The following is a 21,329-nucleotide window of genomic DNA, read 5'->3' as shown; positions in this document are numbered from 1 at the left end:
GCTGATCTACGCCAACACCGTCGTGCAACGGGGAACGCCGTGGACTGAAAAAACCCTCGGCGTTTAATGGTTGCTACTTGTCCTTCGTTTCCTTCGCCGCTGGCGCGTCCTGCTTCTTCTTCAAATCCTCCGCGGTCTTCGTCTGTGCGGCCTGGAGATCGCCAAGCGTCTTCTGCAAGCCCACCACCGTCGCTTTCAACGCGTCGATCTGGCGATTGGCGGCGTCGATCTTCTGCTGGTGATCCAGGGTGAGCTTGGTCATCGTCTTCTGAAGAAAGTCGACATTGCTTTGCAGGCAGCTCGTCCGCCGCTCCCAGGTTTTCTCGACCGTACAGATTTCGATGCCGGGAACATCCTGCGCCCGAATGTGTTCCGTTGACATCATCACGAGCAGCGATATCGCGACACATAGCAAAGCATTCCGGCCCGGCATGCAGGTTCCTCACGATAACGTCGATCACGGCAAATTGCGCAGACGGTACGCGGCCGCGCAACGATACCATACTGGCACCGCATTCTGGCGTTGAGCTTGGGCGGTTCCTCGATATGGAGGAATAACGACGGACGCGGAGGAGTGGGGCGGCTCTGTTCGCGTTCTTTTTGAGGGGAGATTATTTAGAATGGCAACGCGCGAAAGACGTCTGGCCGAATTCAATGGCGAGGGAGAACCCCCGTCGGGGATGCCGGTCGAAGTGCTTTGCGAAGATCATAGTGGAACCTACCAGCTGCCCTTTGCCTGCCGCTACGTCGGCGGGCGCTGGCAAAACCACGAAGCAGGCATCGCCGTCGAGGCGACCGTGATCGGTTGGCGCCTGCCGCGAGTGAAACAGACGGGTGCCGTGTAGAAACAGGCCGACCTGTCTCAAAATGCGACGGAGCCTGGCCGGATTTTAAGGTATGGAACGCTGACCGAACGAATCGCGTCCGAATCAGCCGCCGGGCTCCGTTTTCGACCTGTTCACCCCTAAATGTCGGCGCAGCGCCGCACCGACACACCAGATCAAGGAAAGTCGCGCACGGGCAAAGCCCCGTGGCCGGCGGCAAAGGTTAATGGCGCCCCTCAAGCAGGCAGCCCCCGAAAGGGTGCCTAATATTCGACCTCGAGCTCCACGATCTCCGCCGGCTCCGCCTTGGCGGCCGCAATCCATTCCTGCATCTCGTCCATGCCCATGATGGTGTCGGCATAGGCCTTGAGCCGCGGCTCGAGCCTGACGTCATAGGTTACAAAGCGCGTCACGACGGGCGCGTACATCGCGTCCGCCATGGTGCGCTTATCGCCGAACAGGTACGGACCGCCGGACTTTTCCAGGCAGTCGCGCCAGATCGCCCAGACACGGTCGATGTCGGCCTGCGCCCGCGACCAGATCTTGAAGCCGGGGAAATGGCCCTTGAGGTTCACGGGCAGCGAGGCGCGCAGTGTAGTGAAGCCAGAATGGATTTCACCGCAGATCGAGCGGCAATGGGCGCGCTGGATGCGCTCGGCCGGCAACAGCGCGGCGGCCGGCATGATCTCGTTGAGATACTCCCCGATCGATAGCGTGTCCCAGATGGTGGCGCCCTCGTGCCGCAGGCACGGCACCAGGATCGAGGACGACAGCAGCAGGATCTCGGCACGCGCGGACGGGTCGTCCGGCGCGGTGACGATCTCCTCGAAATCGAGCCCAGAGAATTTCGTCAACAGCCAGCCGCGCAGCGACCAGGACGAGTAGTTCTTGCTGCTGATGGTCAGTGTCGCCTTCGCCATATGGCCCTTCCCTCGCGCCTGAATTCCTGACGCAGCCGTCCCGTTATGCGCGGTGCCCAGTGTTTGTGCTTCCCCGTATTCCACAGCAAGTGACATGCCAGTTCTCAGAGCGAATTGACTCGAATCTGGCGTCGATATTGCATGATGGCCTGGGGTCGGGGTGGGCGTTTCAGTATGATGTCGATGTATTATCAGGCCTTTCAGAACCATATGGATCTGACGGAGCCATGGCGGGCCGGGGCTTCGTCTGCCCTGAAATATCTCAACCTGGTGCCGCAGGGGATGTCAGGTGCCGTAGTCGGCCGCCTGTCGGCTGCGCTGGAGCTGATCTCACGCTCCACCATCACCTACGACCGCCCGGCCTATGGCATCGACAGCGTGATGGTGGGAAATCGCGAGGTCGGCGTCCGGGAGGAGATCGCCTACGCAACGCCATTCGGCTCGCTGCTGCATTTCAAAAAGGACGATGGCCCCGAGCAGCCACGCATGCTGCTGGTGGCGCCGATGTCCGGCCATTTCGCTACTCTCCTGCGCGCCACCGTGAAGACGCTGCTTCAGGACCACGACGTCTACATCACGGACTGGCACAATCCGCGCGACATCCCGCGCAGCAAAGGCCGCTTTGGCCTTGACGACTACACCGAGCACCTCATCGACTTCCTCGCTCGGCTCGGCCCGCGCCCGCATATGGTCGCGATCTGCCAGCCCTCGGTGCCCGCCCTCGCGGCCGCCGCGGTCATGTGCGAGGACAATCATCCGTCGCGGCCAGCGACGCTGACGCTGATGGCCGGCCCCATCGATACGCGGGTGCAGCCGACCAAGGTCAACGAGTTCGCCAAGAGCAAGCCGATCACCTGGTTCGAGCGCAATCTGATCAACTACGTGCCGATGCAGTGCCGCGGCGCTTTCCGCAAGGTCTATCCGGGCTTCGTGCAGCTCACGGCCTTCGTCTCGATGAATCTCGAGCGCCACATCAAGCAGCATCTCGACCTCGCCAATCACATCGCCAAAGGCGAGAAGGAAAAGGCGGCGAGCATCAAGACTTTCTACGACGAATATTTCGCGGTGATGGATCTGCCCGCAGAGTTCTACATCGAGACCGTACGCGACGTCTTCCAGGAGCACCTGCTGCCGCTCGGCAAGATGACCTATCGCGGGCGGGTGGTGAACCCGAAGGCGGTCAGCCGCATGGGTCTGATGACGGTCGAGGGCGAGAAGGACGACATCTGCTCGATCGGCCAGACGCTCGCAGCGCAGGATCTCTGCACCGGCGTGCGCGCCTACCGCCGCGTCCATCACATGCAGGCCGGCGTCGGCCATTACGGCGTGTTCTCGGGCAAGCGCTGGAATAACGAGATCTATCCGCTGCTGCGGGATTTCGTGCACGTAAATTCGTGAGCCGGGTGCACTTCTCCCCGACCTGGACCGCGCGAAACGCAGTCCGGGCGCTGCGTCGGCCGTGCTGTCCCCGGATTACGTAGCGATGCATCTGCGCTACAATCCCGACGGGAATCTTCCTTTCTGGGGAAAGTCGACCGCTTGGCCTGCTCGAAAATTGACCGGCGACGGCCGGAAGCGGAGTCTGCTGCCCATTTTGGCCCGCGAGCACGTCAGCGGCCAGCATCCGTCCGCTTTTACGGCAGAGTATGAGCGCATGAGACTGAGGCGGCTTCTGATCCTCGCGATGGTCGCGCAGGCCACGGTGACAGCCGTTGCCCTGCTTGCGTCCGACGTCATGACCGGTATCGGAAGCCTGCGGGCGTTCGGTGCGGCCCAACTGCTCGCCCTGCTGGCAAGCAACCTCATTGCCCCGCTACTCGCGCTCGGCTGCGCACGCGTGATCGAGAGATCGCAGACCAAGCGCACCGCGGCGCTGGATGCGGATCGGGCCGAGACGAGACGGGCGCTTGCGGACAGCGCGCGGCAAACGCAGGCGGTGATCCGGACCGCGCTCGACGCCTTCGTGCAGACCGATGAAGACGGTGTCGTCGTTGCCTGGAGCCCGCAGGCCGAAGCGCTGTCGGGATGGACGCGAACCGAGGCGGTCGGCGCCGACGTCGTCGAGCTGGTGGTGCCGGGGCCGCTCCGCGCCGCCTTCAGACAGCGTATGAAGCGACGCTTGAGCGAATTGTCGGAAACCCCGACCGGCATGCGCTTCGAAGCGGTCATGGTCCACAAGAGCGGCGACGAGATCCTGATCGAGGCGTCGAGCACCGGCTTGCGTCTCGGCGACCGCACCATCGTCAATACCTTTGCAAGGGACGTCACCCAGAAGCGCGTCGCCGAGGAGCAGCTCATCCAGGCCCAGAAGATGGAGGCGGTCGGCCAGCTCACCGGCGGCATCGCACACGAATTCAACAACATGCTCACCGTCATCACGGGGACGATCGAGATCCTCGCCGATGCCGTCAAGGACGACCCGCACCTTTCGACCATCACCAAGCTGATCAGCGAGGCGGCCGACCGCGGCGCGGCGCTGACCTCGAGCCTGCTCTCCTTCGCAAGGAAGCAGGCGCTGCAACCGACCGAGATCGACGTCAACGACCTGCTCGAAGAAACCACTCGACTCTTGCGCGCGACGTTCGACAAGCAGATCGAGATCACCACCAGGTTCGATCGCGAGGTCTGGCCTGCGCTGGTCGACCGCGGACAGCTCAGCTCGGCGCTGCTCAACCTCGCGATCAATTCCCGCGACGCGATGCCAGCGGGCGGCAAACTCACGCTGAGAACGCGCAACGTCGTGCTCGGCGTGCGCGAAGCCGCAGCGGTCGGCGTCGGCTATGCCGGCGACTATGTCGAGATCGAGGTCACCGATACCGGCACCGGCATTCCGCAATCCATCCTCGACCGGATCTTCGATCCGTTCTTCTCGACCAAGGAGGTCGGCAAGGGAACGGGGCTCGGGCTCAGCATGGTGTTCGGCTTCGCCAAGCAGTCCGGCGGCAGCATCAAGGTCGCTTCCGAGGAAGGGCGTGGCACCACGTTCAAAATCTACCTTCCAAAGGCCGCCACACGCGTGCGTCATCCTGCCGGCGAGGACGCGCGCAAGGTGCCGGGCGGTCACGAGACCATCCTCTGCGTCGAGGACGACCGCGACGTGCGCAACTACGTCACGGTCCAGCTTGAGGGCCTGGGCTACAAGGTCATTGCCGTCGCCAATGCTGCCGAAGCGCTCGCGATCGCAGCCAAAGGCGCGCAATTCGACCTGCTGTTCACCGACATCGTGATGGCCGGCGACACGAACGGACGGCAGCTCGCCGAACAGATGGTGGCCTCGCGGCCGTCCTTGCGCGTCCTCTTCACCTCAGGCTACGCCTACGACTCGCTCCATGCGCAGGGACGCGCGGGGCAAGGCGCGCCGCTTCTGACAAAACCCTACCGCAAGGCCGAGCTGGCGCGCATGCTGCGCCGCTGCCTCGACACGGCTGTGGATTCCGTCGGCGATCCGATCCCGACGCCCTATTCCGTCGAGGCCGAGCGCGATCGCTTCCTGCGCAAGCAGGCGTCCGATGACCCCACGCGAGATTGAGGTATGGATCGACAGACCAAGGCCACGCTGTGGGTCGCCTTCATCGTGATCGCGTCGTATTTCGCCTGGTTCTATCTCGACTGCGCGATGGATGAGGCCTGCCATTTCGTCTGCGAAGCCAACAGCCGCCGCGGCTGTCACACGCAATGGACGTCGGATACGGGCAAGCCCTAACAACAGGCCGCTCTGATCATCGCATCACGGCGACGCGCTGCAATCCTGCTCGGCCGGCAGCTCGTCGCCGTTGGGGTCGCCCGGCGCCGTCGCCCAGGCGAGCTCGACGAGCGTCACGATTCTTCGCCCGGCACCGTCGAGCTGGCAGACGATGAGGCCCTGCTCCTCGATATAGGTGAGAAGACGCTGGGCGCGGCGCAGCGAGTGCGAACCGTAGGCGCGGGCGATCGCGGCATCGCCCGGGCACGGCCAGCCCTCCTTGGCCGCGCGGGCGATCATCATGAAGACGCCCTGCATGTCCTCCGGCAGGATGGAGGCGCGAAGCGAAACGTCCTGCCAGGCATCGTCCTCCGCGATATCGGTCGCAAGGCCCGCGCGGGCGCGCGTCAGCATGCGGCGGAATTCGCTGAGGTCCGGTGCGACCGGACCGAGACCTTCGATGCGGCAGCGGACCACGAACTCCTGATAGAGCACGCCGATGGCGCGGAAGCCGGCATCGGGCTCGGCCAGGATGGCGCGCAGGATACGATCCAGGCGCTCACGCCGCTCCGCCAGCTCCTCGGCGCTCGGCTGCTGCTCCACCGGGTCAGGGCGGATCTCCGGCGCCGCCGACTTCGCCGCCATGAGCTGGCCGAGCAGGTCCGGCGCCGGCCGGCGCTGTGGCCTGTTCGCCTCGGGCGGCGGCGCGGCAAGGATGATGGCGCGCGCGTCCTCCAAAGTCGCTTCCGGCAGCGGCAGGAGCCGCGGGGTCGCGTTGCGCGGCTTTGTCTCGGTCGCGCCGATGCGCAAGCCGAGGGGACGGCGGGAGAGCGCCGGGCCGAGCGCCATGAACTGGCCACGCTCCAGGTCGCGGAACGCGTCGGCCTGTCGCCGCTCCATCCCCAACAGATCGGCAGCGCGCGCCATGTCGATGTCGAGGAAGGTGCGGCCCATGAGGAAATTCGACGCCTCGGCTGCGACGTTCTTGGCGAGCTTTGCCAGCCGCTGGGTGGCGATGACGCCCGCGAGCCCGCGCTTGCGGCCACGGCACATCAGGTTGGTCATGGCGGCGAGCGAGAGCTTTCGCGCCTCGTCCGACACTTCGCCTGCGACAGCCGGCGCGAACAGCTGCGCCTCATCCACCACCACAAGCATCGGGTACCAATGGTCGCGCTCGACCTCGAACATGCCGCCGAGGAAGGCGGCGGCGCGCCGCATCTGATTCTCCGCGTCAAGCCCCTCGAGATTGAGCACGGTGGAGACGCGATGGATGCGCGCGCGCTCGCCGGCGACCTGAAGGCCCCGCTCGGTGTGATCCTCCGCCTGGATCACGAGGTGGCCGAACTGTTCCGCCAGCGTAACGAAGTCGCCTTCGGGATCGAGAATCGCCTGCTGCACCCATCGCGCGCTCTGCTCCAGGAGCCGGCGCAAGAGATGGGATTTGCCCGAGCCGGAATTTCCCTGCACCAGAAGGCGAGTCGCCAGCAGTTCCTCGAGGTCCAGGGTCGCCGGGGCACCAGCCGTCGTGTGCCCCATCTCGATCGCAACGGTCATGTCCCGACTCAAGCCCTTCCTTCGCGGAGGAGGGGCTTATCAAGCTGATGGGGAGACGTCGAGCGGCGCATGGGCGATCACGCCGTATTCCACCGCAGGCTTGCAGCTCGCGAGCCCGATCCTGTCATGCCCGGTAGGAGCTACTGACATGCAACATCGAAAATCGGCTGCCAACACGCGCTTATCGGAAACCACATCTTTGCGAACGCGCCAGCCGGAGCTAGGCTGGCTGACGCTAGGCGCAAGGCTAGCGCAGGGCGGCTTCCTTGAAAGGATCGTGTGTTTTGATCGGCTCGTTCGCGGCAGGTTCGGCGCTTACTCCGGCGTTCGGTCAGTCTCAGCAACTCGTCACCGAAGAAGCGATGGTGAAGACCGGCGATCCCGGCATCGACGTCTATGTCCGCAACAAGCGGCCGGCGAACATGACCTCGTTCAGGCCGGAGCAGACCGTCGTGTACGTTCACGGCGCGACGTATCCTTCGGAGACCGCGTTCGATCTCAAGCTCGATGGCATGTCCTGGATGGAGTATATCGCCTCGCGCGGTTATGACGTGTGGCTGCTCGACGCGCGGGGCTACGGAAAGTCCAGCCGGCCTGCGGAGATGGCCGACAAACCCGAAGCCAATGATCCGATTGTGACCGGGGAGACCGCGGTCAAGGACATCGGCACGGTCGTCGATTATGTTCTCGAACGCCGAAACCACACTAAGCTCAACCTGCTGGGGTGGTCGTGGGGGACGACATTGATGGCGACCTACACGACGCAGAACCCGTCAAAAGTCGAACGCCTCGTGCTCTATGCGCCCGTCTGGATCAGGCAGACGGCATCTTTGGTTCAGGCCGGCCCCGGCAGGCTCGGCGCATACCGGACGACGACGCGCGAGCAGGCAAAGCAACGCTGGTACACGGGCGTGCCGGAGGACAAGAAGGGATCCCTGATTCCAGCGGGGTGGTTCGACGCATGGGCCGATGCGACTTTCGCGACGGACCTGGTGGGAGCCGCGATGAACCCGCCCGTCCTGCGCGCGCCCAACGGTGTCGTTCAGGATAACCAGCGATTCTTCGGAGCCGGAAAGCCGTACTACGATCCCGCGAAGATCACGGTGCCGACGCTACTCATCCACGCCGAGTGGGACCAGGACACGCCGCCCTATATGGCCCAGACGCTATTTCCCTTAATGGTCAATTCGCCGGGCAAGCGCTACGTCCAGCTTGCTGAAGGCACGCACAGCATCCTCATGGAAAAGAACCGGCTAAAGCTCTTTGAGGCAATTCAGGCTTTCCTGGACGAAGGTCGCAAGGATTAGGCGAGCCGGTTGCGATCGGGACACAGCGCCATTGGAAGCGCGCGAAGTAATTGAGCGCGGTTCGCATTGCGCGCCCTACTTCACGGCCTTCGCGAGCACGAGATTGACCGTGTGCGCAGCAATCTTGCGAAGCTGGGTTTCGTCACCGAAGGCGCGTTCGAGCACGGCCAATCCGCGCGTCACGGTGACAATGTGGAGTGCGGCAACCTCGGGAGCTCCGCTGAATTCGCCTCGCACAGCGCCCTCCGACAAAGCGTCCTGAACGAGACCGGTGATGCGGGACATCAGATCCGCGAACGCCCGCCGCGCATCCTCGTCCAGCCCCTCGCCTTCGTCCGATGCCAGCTCCATCAGGCCCCGCGTGGTCGGACATCCCCGGGGCGGCGAGCCGGACCGGAAATTCCTGATCGTCAGATCGAAAAATGCGGTCAGGCGCTTTCGCAGAGCTCCCGAGCCGAGCACCTTTTGAACTGCGCTGAGATACTCGCCCGCATAGCGCTCATAGGCGGCAAGAAACAGCGCTTCCTTACTGCCGAAGGCGTTGTAGAGACTGCCGCGCTGGACACCCGCGTCGCGCGCGATGTCCGAGAGCGACGTTCCACGCACCCCTTTGCGCCAGAACTGGTCAAACGCGACGCGCAGCACGTCGTCGTGGTCGAACTCGCGCGGCCTCATGTGTTCATCTCACTCCGGGGCAAAAAATATTTGACACGATGTCAAGAACGTGACCTTAATTCTAGACACCGCGTCAAAAACTTAATGGGGTCGATCGTTGATTCCGTCAAGGAGGATCGCACCATGCCGCTCGCTCACATCTCGCTGCGCAAGGGAAAGCCGGACGCCTACCGGAAGGCGATCTTCGATAGCCTTTACCGCGCGATGCGCGAAGCGCTCGGCGTTCCCGAGGACGACCAGTTCATGACCATCACGGAGCATGAGCCGGCGAACTTCCGCTACGGTGCTTCCTGCTTCGGCATTGCCCGCAGCGAGGACGTCGTCTACATCCAGATCACCGTGTTCAGCACTCGCACGGCGGAGCAGAAGATGGCGCTGTTCAAGCGGACAGCAGAGTTGCTCGGCGAAAGTCCCGGCATCGGTGCGGAGAACGTGTTCATCAACGTACTCGAGGCGGCGAAAGAAAATTGGTCCGTCGGCCACGGCCTCGCGCAATTCGTGTGAGGTGATGAGCTCTCGCGTCAGCTCAGCCGGCGCCTGAGGGTCGCCGAGGGCGTCTCGCCGAATTTTTCGCGATACGCACCGGCCATGCGGCTCAAATGCGTGAAGCCGAGATCGAAGGCGGCATCGGTGATCGAGCAATCTGGCGCGCCCCGCGACAGACGCGCGTGAAGCGCGGCAAGGCGCATGTCGAGCAGCATCTCGGAAATCGACAGGCCGAAATGCCGACGGAAGCCGAGTTGGAGCGCCCGGATACCGATGCCGGAGACGCAGGCAAGCTCTGCGAGGTCGAGCGGCTCGGTCGCCTTGGCCGCAAGGCAATCGCGCGCGACGCGGAGCGCGCGCGGCAGCCGTTCGGCCTGCCCTGAGAAGGTACGGATGGCGTGGGACAGGCCATGTTGCTGGCCATGGAGGAGCAGATCGAGCAGCGTCTCGCGCCAGTCGGCGATTGCGATCGCGGACAACCGGCCGGCCGGCCCCAGCCGTTCGGCGAGCGTCATCAGCTGGTCGAGCGTGGCCCAGAGACTACGCGCTGCTTCGGCATTGAGATCGATCGCCGGATCGAACTCGACCGTGCCGGCAGCGCGCCCCGACAGCGCGGCGGCGCGCTGCTCGACCAGACGGCGGTCGAGCAGCAGGATGAGTTGTGCGCAATTCTCCCACACCATCCGGGTCGGCACCGTCGGTGACAAGAGCGAGGCAGTCGATGCGGGCGCGGTTTCCAGATCGCGCGCGCCGGCGCGGATCCGCGACGATCCGTGAAGCGGAATCTGCACCAGGAAGAAGCGCTCGAGGCAGCCTGGATCGATCGTGACCGAGCCGCCATAAGCGACATAGTTGATGGAAAAGCCGTCAAAGGCCGCGCAATTGTGCTGGGCATAGAAGCCCGGCGCCCTTGCCTGAAGCGGCTCAAGTTGATGCGGACAGAAGATGCGTCCGATCTGGTCGGCCGCCTCGTCGACCTCAGTGGTCGCGACGCGGGCGAAGGCCGCGAGCCTTTCGGCTCGGGACCCGGACGCGCCCATTTCCGGCTCGGCTGCGGACATCGTCGACCACGCTTGGCGTCACGAATTGCTTTAAGCCTATAATAGTTGCGCAGGTTCGAAAAGAGCCGCGTCGCAAAAACGTCGTGCTGCAGGGCAGCAGATTCGTTTTGCGGATAGACAGCCCCTCGCCCCGGACGGATGCTCCCTCCCGCCGGTCTTTTGATGGAGGGAGCCATGACTGCACTCGAAAAAGGCATTACTGCAAGCGGCACGGGTTTTGGCGGCAAGAGCTGGAACATCTTGGGCCAGCTTTATTTCCCCAAGGCCATCTGCGACTCCACGTTCGCGTTCGAGACCAACAGCGAGCCCGGCCAGTTCGTGCCGGTGCACATCCACCCTACCCAGGACGAGTTCATCCTGGTGCAGGAAGGCGTGCTCGACCTCAAGCTCGACGGCCAATGGACGAAAGCGAAAGCCGGCGATCTCGTGCGCATGCCGCGCGGCATCCCGCACGGCTATTTCAACAAGTCGGACAAGCCGGCGCGTGCGATGTTCTGGGTCTCGCCGATGCAGAAGCTGGAAGCGCTGTTCAACATGCTGCACAACCTGACCGATCCGGCCGAAGTCGTGCGCATCTCGGCGCAGCACGAGGTGGACTTTCTGCCGCCCGAGGCCAACGACTAGACGGAACGCCTCGCCGTCCAATTCACGTCCGTCGCAAGCCCAGCGGCCGCGCTTTGCGGCCGAACGGGACCTGCTGCGCGCAACACATCACTCATTGCGAGTAAAGCCATGGTCAGCCCCAAGCATGTCTGCGTGATCGGCGCCGGCGTCTCCGGCCTCGCCGCCGCAAAAGCCTTCTCCGCCCGCGGTCACAAGGTCACCATTATCGAGCGCAGCGCCGATCTCGGCGGCGTCTGGGAGCCGGCGCGCTCCTATCCGGAGGTGCAGACGCAGAGTCCGAAGGATCTCTATCGTTACACCGACCGTGCCATGCCGGAGGCCTATCCGGAATGGCCAACGGGACCGCAGGTGCACGCCTATCTCAACGACTACGCCAAAAGCTTCGGTCTCAACCGGATGCTTCGCCTCAACACGAAGGTCGCAGGCATGGAGCGGCGCAACGACGGCAAGACCGGCTGGACGCTCGCGCTGTCGGACAAAAGTGGCGCGACGACGAAGGAAGATTTCGATTTCGTCGCGGTCTGCACCGGTCAGTTCAACGAGCCGCGCGAGCTAAGCCTTCCCGGTGAAGAGACTTTCAAGGCGCAGGGCGGGCAGATCCTGCATTCCTCCAAATACAACGATGACTCGATCGCCAAAGACCGCCGCGTCGTTGTACTCGGCGGCTCGAAATCGGCAACCGACATCGCGGTGAACGCGGTGAAAGCCGGCGCACGCGAGGTCACGATCGTGTTCCGCGAGCCGGTGTGGCGCATCCCCTATTTCATCGGCGGACTCGTCAACTTCAAGCGCATCCTCTACATCCGCACCCAGGAGCAGATGTTTCAGGGGTGGGGCGCGAGCGCGCTGGCGCGCATCGCGTATCGCGTCACAGCGCCCTTGGTGTGGGCGAACTGGCGCGGGCTCGAGAGCCTTTTGAAGGCGCAGCTCAAGCTGAAGCAATGCAAGATGGTGCCGAAAGAGCGGATCGAGGACGGCGTCAACTGCTCGGTGCCGATCGCAACGCCGGGCTTTTACCCGATGGTCGCTGATGGCCGCATCAAAGCCGTGTTCGGCACCTTCGACCACTACGAGGGCAACACCATCGTGATGAGCGGCGGCGAGCGCGTCGCGGCCGACGTCGCCGTGCTTGCGATCGGCTACAAGCTCGGCGTGCCGTTCCTGCCCGAGGCTTATCAGTCAAAACTGGTCGATGCCGACGGCCAGTACCGGCTCTATCGCCTGATCGCCAATCCTGATCTGCCCGACATGGGCTTCGTCGGCTTCAACTCGTCGTTCTGCACCGTGCTCTGCGCCGACCTCGCCGCCAACTGGCTGGTGCGCTTCGCCGACGGCCAGCTCGCGAACCAGCCGACCGCGCAAGCGATGCGCGACAACATCGAGATGATGCTGCACTTCAAGCGCGTCGAGCGTCCGGCCGCCGGCGTCTATGGCGGCCTGTGCGTTGCGCCTTACCACTATCGGCATTTCGACGAGCTGATCGCCGACATCGGCGCGAAGGAACAGAAGCGCAATGGCCTCGCGGAGCGCTTCCTGCCGCCCGATGCGGATGCCTATGCGAGATATCTCGCTTCGGCGCCGGACTACCGGGCGGCGGCGTGAGCAGCGTCGGATTTGGGCAGCACCGTCTCCAGATCCGAGTAGATGACATCCGCCGTGCGTTGATAGTGTTGCTGGAGCAGCGCGACGGCTTCATCGGTCTTGCGGTCGAGCACCGCCTGAAGGATCTGCACATGCTCGGTGCCCACCTTGCGGACCGGATAGGCCTTTGCGATCGACATCATGCGGTAGCGATAGAGCCGGTCGGCAAGCTGCTCGCAGAAGCCGAGCAGCGGGCGCGAGCCGCAGAGCCCGATCAACGTCGCGTGGAAGGCGCGGTGCGCTTTCTCCCAATGCGGATTGTCCTCGAACTTGTCAGGGTCGAGCGAGCGCGGCGTGCGGTCGAGCCGGTGATGCGTAACCAGGAGCGACTCCTCCCAGGCCTGGGTCGCGTTCTGCATGGACTCGCGAAGTGCGAGGCCCTCGACCCAGCAACGCGTCTTGGTCAGCTCCTGCAGTTCATCCTTGCTGACCGGCTTCACGTAGAAGCCGCGCTGCTCCATGCCGACGACGAACTCCTCCGAGGTCAGGCGGTTGAGCGCCTCGCGGAGCGGAGTCTGCCCGACATTGTAGTGCTCCATCAGGAAGCGCGACTGCAGCTTGCGTCCGGGCGCAAGACGCGTGGTCAGGATGTCGGCCTTGAGGCGCGCATAGATGCTCGTCGCCAGCGTCGCCGGCTGCTCCATCTTTTGGCTCGACAGGTCAGAGCTCATGAGAGTCACACTGATTCATCGCCATTTTTTGTACATCACCGGGCATTGCACCATAATTTATAAATTTGTTCTTTACGATCGTTTTTATATATATTACTAGCTCGTCGACAACAACAGGCTCGATGGCTGATCCGGCGGCCCCGCCGGGTGCGCCCTCGGCCTTTGACGACGAGGAAGCCCGATGTCCGATTTTCCGGTGGCGGCCTTGCGCAGCGTAGAGATCACGACGCCTCGCCTAAGTGCCTCGGCCGATTTCTACCAGAAGGTCTGGGCGCTCGATTTCGCCGCGGAAGCTGGCGGCACGATCTATCTTGCCGCCACCGGTGCGGACTTCCACGTGCTCGAACTGACGCAAGGCGAGCGCGAAGCGCTGCGCAGGGTCAGCTTTCGCGTGCGCTCGCGCGAGGATCTCGATCGCCTGTTCGCCCGCGCGCGCGAGGCCAAATGCGAGATCATCACGCCGCCCGGCCCCTCGCTTGCGCCGTCGGGCGGCGCGCATTTCGCGATCCGCGAGCCGCAGGGCTGCTGCATGGAGTTCGTCCATGGCGATCGCACCAAGGCGGCGCGCGTGATCGCTGACCGGCCCGAGCGGCTCGCGCATGTCAACATCAACAGCGCCGACATCGACAAGCTGTCGAGCTTCTACCAGGAAGTTCTCGGCTTTCGCCTGACGGACCGCTCGAAGCTGATGGCGTTCCTGTGCTGCAATAGCGATCACCACGCCGTCGTCCTTGCAGAAGCAAAGGTCAACGGTCTCAACCACATCGCCTTCCTGATGCCAGACCTGGAGTCGGTGATGCGCGGCTCCGGCCGCTTGGTTGATCACGGTTTTCCTATCGGCTGGGGGCTCGGCCGGCATGGGCCCGGCGATAACGTGTTCGCCTATTTCGTCGATCCGACCGGCGTCGTGATCGAATACACGGCTGAAGTGCTCCAGGTCGACGACAGCTACCGCGCCAAAGGACCCGCCGAATGGGTCTGGCCGCCGGGACGCTCCGATCAATGGGGCATCGCGCCGCCCAAGAGCGAGGCCTGCAAGACGGCGCAGCTCTCCGTGCCGTTCGACGCGGGTCGGCGCGCATGACGATGTCTTCAGCCAACACCGACTACGATGTGCTCGTCGTCGGCTTCGGGCCGACTGGCGCGGTCGCAAGCGCCCTGCTCGGCCAGTTCGGCCATCGCACGCTGGTCATCGACCGGCTTACCGATATCTACGACAAGCCGCGCGCGATCGCGCTCGATCACGAGATTTTCCGTCACTTCGACAATATGGGCATCGCGGACGCGATCTCGCCTTACGTCGAGCCGTTCACGGCGTCCGAGCATTTTGGCGCCGACGGCCAGTTGATCCGGCGCATCGACATGGTCGCAAAGCCCTACCCGCTCGGCTACACGCCGAGCATGGTGTTCAGCCAGCCGCCCGTGGAAGCGGAGCTCCGCCGCCACGCTTTGAGCTTTGCCTGCGTCCGAGCCGAACTCGGCGTCGAGCTGGTCGATCTCGTGCAGCGGCCAGAACGCGTCGAAGCCAAGCTGAAAGACGCGGGTGGACAGTTGCGAACGGTGACGGCGCGTTATGTGCTGGGCTGCGATGGCGCCTCGAGTACGGTGCGGCAGATCGCTGATATTGCGCTCGAAGACCTGATCTTCGACGAGCCCTGGCTCGTGGTCGACGTGCGCGTCAATCAAGGCGCTCTGGCAAAGCTGCCGCAAAACTCCGCACAGTTCTGCAATCCGGCGCGGCCCGTGAGCTTCCTGATCGGGCCCAAAAACCATCGTCGCTGGGAAATCATGCTGTTGCCGGGCGAGGACCCGCGGCAGATGGAGCGGCCGGAGAACGTCTGGTCGTTGCTCTCGCCCTGGCTCGCACCTGGCGACGGCGAGTTGTGGCGCGCGGCATCCTATCGCTTCCATGCCCTCGTCGCCGCCAACTGGCGCAACAAGCGCATCATCATTGCCGGCGACGCCGCGCATCAGCAGCCGCCCTTCATCGGCCAGGGCATGTGTCAGGGGCTTCGCGATGCGACCAACATCGTGTGGAAGCTCGATCGCGTGCTCAAGCGTACCTCGCCCGGGACGCTGCTCGACAGCTATACAACCGAACGCAAGCAGCACGTCATCGATCTGACCGGCAAGATCAAGGCGATCGGTCAGTCGATCTGCGAACGCGATCCGGCCGCTGCACGACGTCGCGACGCGCTAATTTTGGCCGATGGCGGCGGTAAACCACTCGCGCTGACGCGGCAGGAGATCATCCCGCCGCTGCGCGCAGGCTTTCTGTCGGCGCAGGACGTCGCGGCACGCGGTAGCCTGTTTCCGCAGCCGGCGATCGTGAGCGAAAGCGAACCTCGTCTGCTCGATAAGGTCACTGGTCCCGGCTTGCGCGTGTTCATCGACGGCCGCCGCAGCGACGCGTCCTCGCTCGCTGCACTCTGTGCGACATATCCCGATTTGCCCGCAACGGCCATCGCACCGGCCGGCACCGACAAGCCGGGCACGCTCGAAGAGATCGACGGCGTGCTCGCCCGCTGGTTCGACCGTCACGGCGTCGTTGCCGCGATCGTGCGGCCTGACCATTACGTGTTCGGCACCGCGCGCAACGCGTCCGAGTTCGACGACCTCCTCCGGGACATCAGCTCGCGCTTGCACGGCAATCACAATACGGACATGAGAATGGAGAAGACCACATGAAACTCGCAACCGTTGCGATCGACGGACGCACGACCTGGGGCGTCGTCGAGGGGGACAACTTTTTCGATGTCGGGGCCGTGCTCGCGTCGCGCTATGCCGATCTCCGGGCGGCCATCGCGGGTGCCCTCGCCGGCGTTGCGGATGCCAAGTCGAAGGCGGCGGCTACGCAGCTTGCGAAGCTCGTCTGGCTACCCGTCGTACCCAACCCGGACAAGATTCTCTGTGTCGGCCTGAACTACGAGACACACCGGAAGGAAACCGGTCGTGCCGAGGTCGAGCACCCAACGATCTTCTCGCGCTATTCCAACAGCCAGACCGGGCATCTGAAGCCGATCATCCGGCCGCGCGTCTCGACCGATCTCGACTTCGAGGGCGAGCTTGCGGTCATCATCGGCAAGGCCGGGCGCTACATCTCCCGCAGCGAGGCAATGGGCCACGTGGCCGGCTATGCCTGCTACAACGACGGCAGCATCCGCGATTTCCAGCGCCACACCCACCAGTTCACGCCGGGCAAGAATTTTCCGGACACCGGCGCGTTCGGCCCGTGGATGATGACGCCCGACGAGCTCGGCGAGCTCGCCGAGCTGAAGCTCACCACCCGCCTCAACGGGCAGGTCGTGCAGGAGACGCAGATCAAGCACATGATCTTCGATATCGCGCGCCAGATCGAATATTGCTCGACCTTCACGCGGCTCGAGCCGGGCGACGTCATCGTCAGCGGCACGCCGGGTGGCGTCGGCGCCAAGCGCAATCCGCCGCTGTGGATGAAGCCGGGCGACGTCGTCGAGGTCGAGATCGACAAACTCGCCGTGCTGCGCAACCCGATCGTCGACGAGGCGCGGTGAGCAATCCGCTCGCCAGGAGCTGCCTGCAACGGCCGCGGCGAAGCCCAGGCGGCTTCGCCCGCGCGCCGGCGCGCTCCTGAAGTCAAAACAGACAACAAGACAAAAGAGGGGGAACGTCATGAGCAACAGTGCAGATATCCTGGTCGGGGCGACGGGACGAACCGACACAGCACCAATCACACCCGCGTACCGCAAGCTTGTCGTCGCGTCCTCGCTCGGATCGGTGATCGAGCACTACGATTTCTTCATCTACGCCTTCACCGCGCCCGTCGTGTTCGACCGCTTCTTCTTCCCGAAGATGGATTCGACGGCGAGCATGCTTGCGGTCTACGCAACATTCGCGGTCGGCTTCGTCGCCCGCCCGCTCGGCGGCATGGTGTTCGGCCATTACGGCGACCGACTCGGCCGCAAGGCGATGCTGACGATCACCTTCGTGCTAATGGGCGTCGCGAGCTTTTTGATCGGCTGCCTGCCGAGCTACGACGCGATCGGGCTGTTTGCGCCGATCGCGCTGGTCGCCTTGCGCTTCGTGCAGGGCTTTGCCTTCGGCGGCGAATACATGAACGCAGTGTCGTTGACGCTGGAGAATGCGCCCTCGGCACGGCGCGGCTTCTTCGCCTCCTTTGTCAACGCCTCGGGTCCGATCGGCGTGATCCTGGCGTCCGGCTTCATTGCGCTGCTCGGCTTCGTCTCGACGCCGCAGGACTTTGCGCAATGGGTCTGGCGCGTCCCCTTCGTGCTGAGCCTCGTGCTGGTGGTGCTCGGCACCTACATTCGCCTCCAGGTGGACGAGTCAACGCTGTTCAGGGCGGTCGAGGCGACGGCCGCGCGGCCGAAGGCGCCGCTGCTCGACGTGCTGCGGTCATGGAAGAAGTCCGTCCTGTTCGGCTGTCTCGCCAACATGGTGCACAGCACGTTCCAGTACATGAGCACGGTGTTCGTGCTCGGCTATGCCGTGAAGACGCTCGGCATGGCGCAGTCCAACGTCACCTTCGGCACCATGGTCGCCAACGTGCTGGAGATGTGCATGGTGCCGCTGATCGCGAGCTTTTCGGACCGGTTCGGCCGGCGCCCGTTCATGGCGCTTGGCATCCTGCTCGCCGCGGCGTGGTACCCGATCTATTTCCAGCTCGTCGCGAGCAAGGATCCGACACTGCTCATCATGGGCCTCGTCGTCTCCATCGGCATCATCCACGCATTGATGTTCGCGCCTGAAGCTGCCTTCACGGCCGAACTGTTTCCGACCGAGGTCCGCGTCAGCGGCTCCTCGCTCGGCAAGCAGCTCGGCATCATCCTCGGCGGCGGCATTGCGCCACTGGTCGGCACCGCACTGATGGGAGGAGCAGTCGGCAGCTTCACCCCGGTGATCCTCTATTTCGAAGCAATCGCGGCGTGCGCCTTCATCGGCATTGTTCTGGCGCCGGAGAGTTCAAGACGCGCCCTGTAGCGCAAGCACGCTAATGACTTGCCCCCTTCACAAGGGGGCATCTGCTTTCCGAAAGCGGCCACACCGTCTCCCCCGGCGGAATCTTTCGCACGATCTCGAAATAATCCCAAGGATATCTCGACTCCAAGGGCTTCTTCACGCGGGCGAGATACATCGTGCGGGTGACGCGGCCGTCCTCCCGAAGCGTCGCATTCTCCGAGAAGACGTCATCGATCGGGATCTCGCGCATGGCAGCAGCGACCCGGTCGGCATCGTCGGTGCCCGCCTTGGCGATGGCCTTCAGATAGTGGTGCACGGCACCGTAGACGCCGGCATGCAGCATCGATGGCGGCATGCCTGTTTTCTCCATGAACTGCTTCGACCAAGCGCGGGTCGCATCGTTCAGGTCCCAATAGGACGCGGTCGTCAGGTACGTCCCCTGCGCCGCCTCCAGACCCAGCGTGTGCACGTCCTGCAGGAACAGGATCATGGCCGCGAGATTTTGGCCACCCTTCACGATCCCGTACTCGTTCGCCTGCTTCATCGCGTTGATGGTGTCGTTGCCGGCATTGGCGAGCCCGATGACCTTGGCGCCGGAGGATTGTGCCGTCAGCAGGAACGAGGAGAAGTCCGCGCTGTTGAGCGGGTGGCGAACGCTGCCCAGCACCTTGCCGCCGGCAGCGGCAATCACGTCGCTCGCGTCCTTCTGAAGCTGCTGGCCGAAGGCATAATCGGCGGACAGGAAGAACCAGGAGGTGCCGCCGGCCTTGACCACCGCCGACGCCGTGCCGTGCGAGACACCATAGGTGTCGTAGGTCCAGTGGACGCCGAACGGCGAGCATTGCTCGTTGGTCAGCGCGGTCGTGCCCGCGCCGGAATAGAGCACGATCCGCTTCTTTTCGCGGGCGATGCCCTGGATTGCGAGAGCGACGCCGGAATTCGGCACGTCGACGATCGCATCGACGCCTTCGACATCGAACCATTGCCGGGCGATCCCGGTGCCGATATCAGCCTTGTGCTGGTGATCCGCGGCAATGACCTGGACAGGCTTGCCGAGCACGGTACCGCCGATTTCGCGAACCGCCGTCTCGGCGGCGACCAACGAGCCCTTGCCAGTGATGTCGGCGGTGACACCAGCCATGTCGGTGAGGACGCCGATCTTGACGACGTCGCCGCTCACTTGTGCTTCCGCGGCGACCGGAAACATCAGGGCCATCAGCGCGCCGCCGAGTAGAGTTGCTCTCATCTTTTTGGTCTCTCCCCTGTCTTGTGTTTGTTGTCGTCGCCTCAGCAGCCGGTCGAATCCAGCCAGGCAAGGATCAGGGTGGCCAGCTCATCGCTGTTGTCCTCGAGCATCATCATGTGACCGTTGCCGGTGATGCCGCGATCCGGCAGCCACACATGTTCGGCGCCGAAATAATTGGCGGTAGCCTCATCGACCTCACGGGGATGGCGCGGATCGCATTCACCCGTGATGATCAGGATGCGATGGGCGCGGAGCTTCTCCGGTTCAAACAGTTTGAGCCCGCGTCCGCCGATGTTGAAACGTTCGTTCAAGAGGCGCGCGCTTTCCGGCACGATGGAAGCGAAATAGTCGTTGAAGGCGTTTGACGGGAAACGCTGCGTGTTGGCCCAGTAGGCGGCAGCAAACTCGGCGTTCAGCCGCACCGGCCGATCCTCCAGCGCATAGACCGGCCGCCCCGCCCTTGCATCGTCGCGGAGCGCCAGGATCGCAGCCGGATCGTCGGGCAGATCCCGCAGCAGGTTGGCAGGCGGCCCGGGCGCAATGCCGACGATCGTACTGACGAGATCGGGGCAGTGTTCCGTCATCCACCAGGCCATCGGACCGCTCGCCGAGTGCACGAGCAGCACGGCTGGACCAATTTCCTCGAGCAAAACGAGCAGCGATCTGGCGATGTCCTCAGTGCCAAGCGTCGGGAAATCCTCTCCCTGCGGGGAGCGGCCGTGGCCAGGCCAATCCGGCACGAACACGTGCCGGCCCGCATCCGCAAATCGCGGTGCCCAGCCGGGCCGCCGATCCGGGGTGGCGAGGTAACACGTCCCGGTATGCGCCGCGCCGTGCACCATGACGACCGGAGCCTTGCCCGGCAGCCCGTGCGGCGGCCGCACATGGTCGACGAAGATCGGATGCGCCTCGGTGCCCGAATAGAAGCACGGCGCTCCCTCCTCGATCGACCCCGCCGCGTACCTGCGTCGCGACGGCGAAATATGCCCTCGATCGTCCACAGCTAACGCGCTCCTCCGGTTCTTGTCGTATCCGGCGCGATGTTAAGGTGATATCGAGCCAGAACGCAATGAGAAAGTCACATATGAGACTATCCTGGAAAAGCCGAAATGGCGCTGCGGCGCGCAACCAGCCCGAACAAGGCGCGAGCGGCATGGCGTCCGTGCTCGGCGGCACCAAGATCAGGATCGCCTACAAGATGGGCTACGTCCTGAATTTCTACCGGGAGCCTTCGTTTCGGAAGATCGAGATGGACCTCGGCATCACCCGACCCGAGATCGTCACGCTCATCTTCCTCAATTATCGCGAGGGCGTGACCGCGAGCGAGATCTGCGAATTCTCCGGCCACCTCAAGGCCAATATCAGCCGCGGAATCATTTCGTTGGAGAAGAAGAAGCTGATACGTCGCGACATCGACACGACCGACAATCGCCGCCAGCAACTCTATTTGACGCCGGCCGGCCGCGCCCTCTACGCAAAGTACATCCCCGCCTTGCGCAAGCGCGAGCGCGCGATGCTCTCATGCCTGTCCGCCGCCGAACGCAAGCAGTTCGAGGGCCTGCTGGACAAGCTCGCAGAGCACGTCCCGCATTGGTCGGCGGTCGACGAATTGTGACCGGACGAATTGTGAGCGGACGAGATGACTCCGCGCGCCAGAGGCATAAATGGCAGCCGGGAAA

The 21,329-nt window shown here is 63.9% G+C and carries 21 protein-coding genes; 13 read left to right on the top strand and 8 right to left on the bottom strand.

Features of this window, described 5'->3' with window-relative positions:
• Positions 1-73 precede the first annotated feature (73 nt).
• Positions 74-433, bottom strand: coding sequence for a hypothetical protein (locus SO156_RS06390; RefSeq protein ID WP_458147641.1), 360 nt, complete (start codon positions 431-433; stop codon positions 74-76).
• Positions 434-620: 187 nt separating this feature from the next.
• On the opposite strand from SO156_RS06390, the gene SO156_RS06385 reads away from it, so the two are divergent.
• Positions 621-845: a hypothetical protein gene (locus SO156_RS06385; protein ID WP_449383108.1), complete on the top strand. Its 225-nt coding sequence runs from the start codon at positions 621-623 to the stop codon at positions 843-845.
• 242 nt (positions 846-1,087) lie between these two features.
• Here the strand turns inward: SO156_RS06385 and SO156_RS06380 are convergent, their stop codons facing one another.
• A complete protein-coding gene (locus SO156_RS06380; RefSeq protein ID WP_498534206.1) occupies positions 1,088-1,744 on the bottom strand; it encodes a glutathione S-transferase family protein in 657 nt (218 codons plus the stop codon).
• A gap of 174 nt (positions 1,745-1,918) precedes the next feature.
• Between SO156_RS06380 and SO156_RS06375 the strand changes: the two genes are divergently transcribed.
• The 3 genes from SO156_RS06375 (at position 1,919) to SO156_RS06365 (ending at position 5,447) form a co-directional block, all read left to right on the top strand.
• Entirely contained in the window at positions 1,919-3,142 is a 1,224-nt protein-coding gene (locus SO156_RS06375) for a polyhydroxyalkanoate depolymerase (protein WP_498534205.1), read from the top strand.
• A 256-nt stretch (positions 3,143-3,398) separates the two neighbouring features.
• Positions 3,399-5,273 (top strand): ATP-binding protein, encoded by a 1,875-nt coding sequence (locus SO156_RS06370; RefSeq protein WP_498534204.1) that lies wholly within the window; start codon positions 3,399-3,401, stop codon positions 5,271-5,273.
• Positions 5,274-5,276: 3 nt separating this feature from the next.
• Complete coding sequence (locus SO156_RS06365) at positions 5,277-5,447, top strand: hypothetical protein (RefSeq protein WP_458147645.1); 171 nt, start codon at positions 5,277-5,279, stop codon at positions 5,445-5,447.
• 24 nt (positions 5,448-5,471) lie between these two features.
• Here the strand turns inward: SO156_RS06365 and SO156_RS06360 are convergent, their stop codons facing one another.
• Positions 5,472-6,980 (bottom strand): helicase HerA domain-containing protein, encoded by a 1,509-nt coding sequence (locus tag SO156_RS06360; protein ID WP_498534203.1) that lies wholly within the window; start codon positions 6,978-6,980, stop codon positions 5,472-5,474.
• 284 nt (positions 6,981-7,264) lie between these two features.
• Here SO156_RS06360 and SO156_RS06355 point away from each other — a divergent pair, with 284 nt between their 5' ends.
• Entirely contained in the window at positions 7,265-8,287 is a 1,023-nt protein-coding gene (locus SO156_RS06355) for an alpha/beta hydrolase (protein ID WP_498534202.1), read from the top strand.
• A gap of 75 nt (positions 8,288-8,362) precedes the next feature.
• Here SO156_RS06355 and SO156_RS06350 read toward each other — a convergent pair whose 3' ends face one another.
• The gene (locus SO156_RS06350; RefSeq protein ID WP_498534201.1) at positions 8,363-8,962 is read right to left on the bottom strand and encodes a TetR/AcrR family transcriptional regulator; all 600 of its coding nucleotides are present in this window, start codon (positions 8,960-8,962) and stop codon (positions 8,363-8,365) included.
• Between the two features lie 123 nt (positions 8,963-9,085).
• On the opposite strand from SO156_RS06350, the gene SO156_RS06345 reads away from it, so the two are divergent.
• Entirely contained in the window at positions 9,086-9,466 is a 381-nt protein-coding gene (locus SO156_RS06345; protein ID WP_458147699.1) for a tautomerase family protein, read from the top strand.
• A gap of 17 nt (positions 9,467-9,483) precedes the next feature.
• On the opposite strand, the gene SO156_RS06340 is transcribed toward SO156_RS06345, so the two are convergent.
• Positions 9,484-10,509, bottom strand: a complete 1,026-nt coding sequence (locus SO156_RS06340; protein ID WP_498534200.1) for an AraC family transcriptional regulator — start codon at positions 10,507-10,509, stop codon at positions 9,484-9,486.
• A gap of 174 nt (positions 10,510-10,683) precedes the next feature.
• Between SO156_RS06340 and SO156_RS06335 the strand changes: the two genes are divergently transcribed.
• Together SO156_RS06335 and SO156_RS06330 are read left to right on the top strand one after the other, a co-directional pair.
• Positions 10,684-11,133 (top strand): cupin domain-containing protein, encoded by a 450-nt coding sequence (locus tag SO156_RS06335; protein WP_449383116.1) that lies wholly within the window; start codon positions 10,684-10,686, stop codon positions 11,131-11,133.
• A gap of 108 nt (positions 11,134-11,241) precedes the next feature.
• Complete coding sequence (locus tag SO156_RS06330) at positions 11,242-12,735, top strand: flavin-containing monooxygenase (protein WP_498534199.1); 1,494 nt, start codon at positions 11,242-11,244, stop codon at positions 12,733-12,735.
• Here the strand turns inward: SO156_RS06330 and SO156_RS06325 are convergent.
• Complete coding sequence (locus SO156_RS06325; RefSeq protein ID WP_498534198.1) at positions 12,717-13,445, bottom strand: GntR family transcriptional regulator; 729 nt, start codon at positions 13,443-13,445, stop codon at positions 12,717-12,719. The genes SO156_RS06330 and SO156_RS06325 overlap by 19 nt on opposite strands.
• Before the next feature lie 181 nt (positions 13,446-13,626).
• Between SO156_RS06325 and SO156_RS06320 the strand changes: the two genes are divergently transcribed.
• The 4 genes from SO156_RS06320 to SO156_RS06305 all read left to right on the top strand — a co-directional run bounded on the left by SO156_RS06320 (position 13,627) and on the right by SO156_RS06305 (position 18,425).
• On the top strand, positions 13,627-14,529 hold the full coding sequence (locus tag SO156_RS06320) for a VOC family protein (protein WP_498534197.1): 903 nt from the start codon (positions 13,627-13,629) through the stop codon (positions 14,527-14,529).
• Positions 14,526-16,133 carry a bifunctional 3-(3-hydroxy-phenyl)propionate/3-hydroxycinnamic acid hydroxylase gene (locus SO156_RS06315; RefSeq protein ID WP_458147653.1) on the top strand — a complete coding sequence of 536 codons (1,608 nt, stop codon included), beginning with the start codon at positions 14,526-14,528 and terminating at the stop codon, positions 16,131-16,133. Before SO156_RS06320 ends, SO156_RS06315 begins: the two co-directional genes overlap by 4 nt.
• Positions 16,130-16,978 carry a fumarylacetoacetate hydrolase family protein gene (locus tag SO156_RS06310; RefSeq protein ID WP_498534196.1) on the top strand — a complete coding sequence of 283 codons (849 nt, stop codon included), beginning with the start codon at positions 16,130-16,132 and terminating at the stop codon, positions 16,976-16,978. Before SO156_RS06315 ends, SO156_RS06310 begins: the two co-directional genes overlap by 4 nt.
• A gap of 118 nt (positions 16,979-17,096) precedes the next feature.
• Positions 17,097-18,425 (top strand): MFS transporter, encoded by a 1,329-nt coding sequence (locus SO156_RS06305; protein WP_498534195.1) that lies wholly within the window; start codon positions 17,097-17,099, stop codon positions 18,423-18,425.
• Between the two features lie 10 nt (positions 18,426-18,435).
• On the opposite strand, the gene SO156_RS06300 is transcribed toward SO156_RS06305, so the two are convergent.
• Together SO156_RS06300 and SO156_RS06295 are read right to left on the bottom strand one after the other, a co-directional pair.
• On the bottom strand, positions 18,436-19,650 hold the full coding sequence (locus SO156_RS06300) for an ABC transporter substrate-binding protein (RefSeq protein ID WP_498534194.1): 1,215 nt from the start codon (positions 19,648-19,650) through the stop codon (positions 18,436-18,438).
• A 41-nt stretch (positions 19,651-19,691) separates the two neighbouring features.
• On the bottom strand, positions 19,692-20,651 hold the full coding sequence (locus SO156_RS06295) for an alpha/beta fold hydrolase (RefSeq protein ID WP_498534193.1): 960 nt from the start codon (positions 20,649-20,651) through the stop codon (positions 19,692-19,694).
• 83 nt (positions 20,652-20,734) lie between these two features.
• Here SO156_RS06295 and SO156_RS06290 point away from each other — a divergent pair, with 83 nt between their 5' ends.
• A complete protein-coding gene (locus SO156_RS06290; protein WP_458147658.1) occupies positions 20,735-21,265 on the top strand; it encodes a MarR family winged helix-turn-helix transcriptional regulator in 531 nt (176 codons plus the stop codon).
• Positions 21,266-21,329 lie beyond the last annotated feature (64 nt).

It is taken from the genome of Bradyrhizobium sp. UFLA05-125, from assembly GCF_059803515.1.
The sequence above is the reverse complement of the archived record's forward strand: the minus strand, read 5'-3'. Positions and strand labels throughout refer to the sequence as shown.